Raw genomic sequence first — 5806 nt, forward strand, 5'->3', positions numbered from 1 at the left:
GGCGACCCGCCTCACCTACGCGGTCACATCCTGGTCAAGATGCCGATCAAGGGTCGCGCTCAGTTCGTCGCCATGGCCGAGCGCGACGATCCGGCCAATCCGATCCGATGGCGCCTGGTCTGGGATGGCAACGAGAGCAAGGCCGGTCTCCGCCGTCACCGGGCTGCCGTCGCAACACCCGAATACGCAGCCCTGCTCGCCGCGCTGCGCCACGGTCTGGCTCACATCCAGGGCGAACTTGCCCTCAGCTGAAAGCACCGCCGATGATCCGCCAGTACCAAGCCAGCGGCCGACGCCGCGGCGATCCGAACCCGCTCGGCCTCAGACTGTTGGCCAAAGGTTGGGCAATCGTCTCCGGCCGCCCTGACCCGGCGGAGCCGGAGTGATGGCGGACTACATCGCCTGCATCGGCTTCTGGCTGCACGCCTATGAGCAGGTAACCTTCGAGGCCACCTCCGACGCCGAAGCCCGCGCGCTGGCGATTGCCGCCGCCCGAGAGGTGATGGCCCGCAAAGGCGTCCCCGACCACATCGACTACGACGAGCGCCGGCAGGGGGTCGTCGGCTACGTTGACCGCGAGGACGAGGACGGGCGTGAGCCGGTCGCGGAGCTCATTGCCTTCGATGACGACCGCATCAATCCGCCCGAACCGGGCCCAGATGCCGCGTCATGACCGCCTGCGATCCGCGCACCTATGACCACGTCCTGGTCATGTGCTCTGGCGGAAAGGACAGCGTCGCCGCGTTGCTCGAAGTGCTCGAGCGCGGCGTCGACCCGGAGCGCATCGAACTCTGGCACCACGGCGTCGACGGGCGCGGCGAGCCTTTCATGGACTGGCCATCCACCCGCCCCTATGTCGATGCCCTCGGCGCCAGCCTTGGACTGCCCGTCTACCACTCATGGCGGGATGGCGGCTTCCTGGCCGAGATGCTGCGCGACAACGCCCCCACGGCCCCGGTCCGCTACGAAACGCCCTACGGCGAGCGCGGGGCCGGAGGCCGCGGCGCCAAAGGCACCCGCCTGCGCTTCCCACAGGTGTCGGCCGATCTGCGGGTGCGATGGTGTTCCGCAGCCTTGAAGATCGACGTCGCCGACAGGGCGATCTGCGGTCAGGACCGATTCCTCGACCGCCGCACGCTCGTGGTCACCGGCGAGCGCGCTGAGGAAAGCCCCGGCCGGGCGCGCTACGCCGCCTTCGAACCGCACCGCACCGACACCCGCGCTGGCACCCGTCGGCGCAGGCATGTCGATCACTGGCGGCCGGTTCATGCCATGACGGAAGCCGAAACCTGGCGGGCCCTGCAGCGCCGCCGGATTACCCCGGCGATCCCCTACCGGCTTGGCTTCGGCCGGCTGAGCTGCATGACGTGCATTTTCGGCGGGGCGGACGAATTCGCGACCATCCGCCACATCGCCCCCGACTGGTTCGGGCGGCTCGCCGCCTACGAGAGCCGCTTCGGCTGCACGATCAAGCGCGGTATCGGGCTGCATGCGCTCGCCGATCGTGGATCGGTCTTCCCGACCGCCCTCGCCCGCCCTGACCTGGTCGCGGTCGCCCTATCCGATCAGATGATCACCAGTGTCATCACAGAGCACTGGGAGATGCCCGACGGCGCCTTCCGCCGCGGCGGCGGCCCCGTCTAAAGCGCGGTCACGGCCCCGATCGCCGTTCGAATGTGGTATCATTCGACACGCTTTACCCGGTCAATTCCGCAGCAGGAGATTCACCATGTCCGCTCCTCTCGCATCTGCCCCGCTGATCTCCGACGACGAACGCCAGCGTCGCCACAAGGCAGTCGAATATGCGCGCAACAGTCTCCGCCTCGAGGGGTTCGTGCTTGATCAAGACACTGAACGTCTGAATGCGCGCTATATTGCCGGCGAGATCACAAGCGAGGAACACTCGGCGGCAATCCGCCGGAGCGCCGGGGTTTCGTAGTGACGGGCGACGAGGCGCGCGAAGCCAAACTCGTTTTTGCACGCCTCAAGGAACTCCACGAAGCGCCCCTCCGAGGCCGTTTCGATCTGGCCCACCTGAAGGCGAACCACGCTTATATCTTCCAGGATCTGCCACACCATCATCCGGGCAAAGTGCGCCCCGACACCCATGCGTGGTCCAAACTGCGCAAGTTGGAAGATCAGCCGAGCTTCTACGCCGTTCCCTATGAGAGCGTCGACGTCGCCGGGAAGGCCGCCGCAATACTGGACGAATTCGGCGGCTCAGATCGTCTTCGCGGGATGGATCGCAATGCGTTCGCCCGCACGATGGCCAGTCTCTATGGGGATCTTGATCGGGCGCATTGCTTTTTCGAAGGCAACAGCCGGACTCTGCGGGAGTTCACTCGCACCCTTGCATTGGACGCAGGCTGGTTACTGGACTGGACCCCGGCAGGCGCCGGCGCGGCAGCCCGCAATCGCCTCTACTTGGCCAGAGACATCGCGGTCCTCGAACGTGCCTATCCGGGTCTGACCGAAGAGCGAGCGATGCGAACGTCCGACCGGGCCGAATACGAAGCCTGGTTCATGATCGAGCAGGTAAAGACGGCCAGTCGCACGACTCTTTCTGAGATCATTCGGGGAGGTCTGCGACCTGCGACCACCCCGGATACCAAGCCAGGCACCTCGGCTGTGGCCGAACAGTTTGCCCGGTTCCGCGCCGCCGGCCGCGAACAGAGCGCGCCTTCTGATCAACAATCAAGTTCCGGCCCAGACGCAGCCTCAGAGCGTCGGCAGGAGTCGAAAGGCTCCTACGACCCTCGCCCATAACACGCGGAACCCGTCATACTTGCCCAAGGAGGCGCAGGATGGACAAATTCGACTGGCATCATTTCAAGGAAGGTCGCATCCGCTTTTCGGGTGCGACGCGTGGCATTGACCAGACGGGTTACGACACTTTCGAGGTCGACCTCCCGTCCGGTCGCTATCTTGGACAGTTGCAGCGCCAATACCCCGACCCGGACCGTGACGCCTTCAACCTCGCCGTGCGGGCCTTCGGGGCCGTAGATGCCGCCGACGTCGGCGGGCTTGCGGCCGCCGCGACCCTGCGGCCGTCCGAGCTCGATCGCGTGCGGGCGCTGGTGCATCACCTTGCTGATGAAGTCGGCCGCCTACCCGAGGCGAACCGGCCGTTCATCATGCAGGGGTTGTTTCTCGGCAAGGTGGTCTTCCCGGACGGCTGGGCACACGGTGCCTGAGCCCGCCTACGCCGCCGATCTCGAGGACATCCGAAACGCGCCAAGCCACCAGGCGATCCTCGATATCGCCCGACGGCATTCCGCCAGCGCACTGCATCCCGATCAACAGTCGCTCCTCTACAGCGGTCCGGCGATCTCGGTTCTTGTCGACGGCGGCCGACGCGATATCGCGAGCCAGCGTATCGCCCTCGACATCGCCTCACACAGCAGCCTCAACATCATCGACGAGACGCCCCGCGGCCGATTCCTCGCCGATGCTAACGTCGCGGACGCGATCCGAGTGCGCGCCCGGCAACTCTCGATCTCGGCTGGCCTGCCTCCGCGTGCTGCCGATCTGCAAGCCAACAACTTCATGTTCGGCTCGTTCGCCGTTCCGGAGGCGCAGCTGGGTTCGCTGCACCGCTCGGCGTGGGGGCAGGCTTCGGCTGACTACGTCCACAGCCTGCAGGGCGCCCTGACGGTCGTAGCGAACCAAGCCCCATCGGAACGCATGCTGGCACGGGTCGAGATCCCCCTCGCGCTTGGGAACGCAGCGATCACGGCGATCAGCGGTCACTCGACGGCAGAACTGGTCCGGATGAATACCCTCGGCGGGCCAGGCTACGTGCTTGACCGCGTGCAGGAGCGGTTTCGTCAGGTCGTCAACGATGGCGGCGTCTATGTCGCACCGGACGGAAGATCCGTGCATCTGACCCGCGAAGCCGCCGGGCGGCTCGGCATTGCCGACGCCGGACTGTTCCCGACCGCCGGAGATCTGCAAGGGGCCGGGATGGTAAAGGGCTCGACCCCCGCCGCGGGGGCGGCGCCGACCATGAAGAACCGCCTCGCCAACTGGCGCGCTCAGCGCGCAGCTGAGGCATCAGAGCCTCAAGAGGCGGTCAACAACGCACGCAATGCCATCTCAGAACGGGTGAACCGGCCTGGCAGTGCAACCGATCCGGACAACACGCCCAGGCCCTAACCGCCCCGAGAGGCGCAGGGCAAGGAGGCGGCAAATACGGGAACATGATGAAGACCGGGTAGACCCGCTGCCGGCGTGAGCGGCACCCCGCAAGGCCTTCGCGAGCGCGGGCCGTTGGCCCGCGGCCTTGCGGGGTGCCGCCCACGCCGCCGGTCGCGGAAGGATCAACGGGAAGAAAGACATCCCCATGATCCGCACCAGCGATCTGCACCACGTCATCCGTCATGCGCATCTGTTCTGCGGGCTCGGCGGAGGCGCCAAGGGCTTCAACGCCGCCAAGGCGCGCCACGGGAGCCTCAAGGCCGAGTTCGAGTGCATCGGCGGCGTCGATGTCGACGCCGCCGCCATCCGCGACTTCGAGCGCCTGACCGGTGTTCCCGGCACCGTCCTCGATCTGTTCGATCGCGCCCAGTATCGCGATTTCCACGGCACGGAACCGCCCGAAGAGTGGCGGGAGGCTGGAGTCGCGGACCTGCATCGCGCCTTCGGGCACAAGCGACCGCAAGTGCTGTTCCTTTCCGCGCCTTGCAAGGGGTTCTCCGGCCTGCTGTCCGAGACCGTCAGCCTGACATCCAAATACCAGGCGCTGAACCGCCTGACCCTGCGTGGCATCTGGCTGGCGCTGGAGGCCTATGCCGACGATCCGATCGAGTTCATCCTCTTCGAGAATGTCCCGCGCATCGCAACGCGCGGCCGCCACCTGCTCGACCAGATCACCGGGCTGCTGCGCGCCTATGGCTACGCCGTCGCCGAGACCACGCATGATTGCGGCGAGCTCGGCGCGCTGTCGCAGTCGCGCAAGCGCTACCTGCTGGTCGCACGTCATGCCGAGAAGGTCCGGCCCTTCCTCTGGGAGCCCCCGAAACGCCGCATTGGCGGGGTCGGCGACGTGCTCGGCCGCATGCCGCTGCCCGGCGACGAGCGGGCCGGCCCGATGCACCGCGTGCCGCGCCTGCAGTGGCAGACCTGGGTTCGCCTCGCACTGGTGGAGGCCGGAAAGGACTGGCGCTCGCTGAACCGCCTGGCCATCGAGGACGGCGTGCTGCGCGACTATGCGCTCATCGCCGAAACCGAGTGGCGATCCGGGCCGCTGGGCGTCCTCCGCTGGCAGGATCCGTCCGGCGTGGTGGCCGGCCGGTCGGGTGCCGGCAACGGTGCCTTCAGCGTTGCCGATCCTCGGGTTGCGGGCCATGAGCGGTCGGTCCAGCACGGTGTGCGGCGCTGGAATGATCCCGCCCCGGTGGTCACCGGCAAGATGCTGGTCGGCGGTGGACCACATGCGGTCGCGGATCCTCGGCATCAGGGGCCGGCCAAGCAGTCGAACGAATTTCGTGTGGTGCCATGGGCAAACGCATCGCGCTGCGTGACCGGGGCCCATGGCACCGGGCAGTGCATCGCAGACCCAAGACCGGGCCTGCGGCGGGAGACTGGCGATCACTACCTGACCGCCGGGCACTATGGCGTCGTGCCATGGTCCGGTCCCTCCGGTGCCGTCAGCGCCGCAGCGGGACACGACAACGGCCGCTGGGCGGTCGCAGATCCCCGCGAGGCCTTGCCGGCAGCCACCGACAAGCTGGTCGCCGTGATCCGGGCCGAGGACGGGACCTGGCACCGGCCGTTCACCACCGCCGAACTCGCCGCCCTGCAGTCT

Annotated in this window: 8 protein-coding genes; all 8 read left to right on the plus strand. The window is 67.3% G+C overall.

What is annotated here, in order from left to right; translation table 11 throughout:
- Positions 1–252 (plus strand): hypothetical protein (locus tag FHR90_RS16850; protein ID WP_183275548.1); only part of this gene is annotated, 252 nt, incomplete at its 5' end.
- A 133-nt stretch (positions 253–385) separates the two neighbouring features.
- Positions 386–673, plus strand: a complete 288-nt coding sequence (locus FHR90_RS16855; RefSeq protein ID WP_176622151.1) for a hypothetical protein — start codon at positions 386–388, stop codon at positions 671–673.
- Positions 670–1644 carry an adenine nucleotide alpha hydrolase family protein gene (locus tag FHR90_RS16860; protein ID WP_176622150.1) on the plus strand — a complete coding sequence of 325 codons (975 nt, stop codon included), beginning with the start codon at positions 670–672 and terminating at the stop codon, positions 1642–1644. The genes FHR90_RS16855 and FHR90_RS16860 overlap by 4 nt, the downstream gene beginning before the upstream one ends.
- Before the next feature lie 85 nt (positions 1645–1729).
- Positions 1730–1939 (plus strand): antitoxin VbhA family protein, encoded by a 210-nt coding sequence (locus tag FHR90_RS16865; RefSeq protein ID WP_176622149.1) that lies wholly within the window; start codon positions 1730–1732, stop codon positions 1937–1939.
- Entirely contained in the window at positions 1939–2766 is an 828-nt protein-coding gene (locus FHR90_RS16870; protein ID WP_176622148.1) for a Fic family protein, read from the plus strand. The genes FHR90_RS16865 and FHR90_RS16870 overlap by 1 nt, the downstream gene beginning before the upstream one ends.
- Positions 2767–2804: 38 nt before the next feature.
- Positions 2805–3194, plus strand: coding sequence for a hypothetical protein (locus tag FHR90_RS16875; protein WP_176622147.1), 390 nt, complete (start codon positions 2805–2807; stop codon positions 3192–3194).
- Positions 3187–4155 carry a hypothetical protein gene (locus FHR90_RS16880; protein WP_176622146.1) on the plus strand — a complete coding sequence of 323 codons (969 nt, stop codon included), beginning with the start codon at positions 3187–3189 and terminating at the stop codon, positions 4153–4155. Before FHR90_RS16875 ends, FHR90_RS16880 begins: the two co-directional genes overlap by 8 nt.
- A gap of 187 nt (positions 4156–4342) precedes the next feature.
- Positions 4343–5806, plus strand: a 1464-nt coding sequence (locus FHR90_RS16885) for a DNA cytosine methyltransferase (RefSeq protein ID WP_183275549.1), incomplete at its 3' end; no start/stop codon positions are given.

The organism is Endobacter medicaginis, from assembly GCF_014192375.1.
GTDB lineage: Bacteria > Pseudomonadota > Alphaproteobacteria > Acetobacterales > Acetobacteraceae > Endobacter > Endobacter medicaginis.

Bases quoted from the DNA above. Each gene is read 5' to 3' on its own strand.
- FHR90_RS16865 (WP_176622149.1), top strand. From the start codon at position 1,730: ATGTCCGCTCCTCTCGCATCTGCCCCGCTGATCTCCGACGACGAACGC.
- FHR90_RS16875 (WP_176622147.1), top strand. From the start codon at position 2,805: ATGGACAAATTCGACTGGCATCATTTCAAGGAAGGTCGCATCCGCTTT.
- FHR90_RS16855 (WP_176622151.1), top strand. From the start codon at position 386: ATGGCGGACTACATCGCCTGCATCGGCTTCTGGCTGCACGCCTATGAG.
- FHR90_RS16860 (WP_176622150.1), top strand. From the start codon at position 670: ATGACCGCCTGCGATCCGCGCACCTATGACCACGTCCTGGTCATGTGC.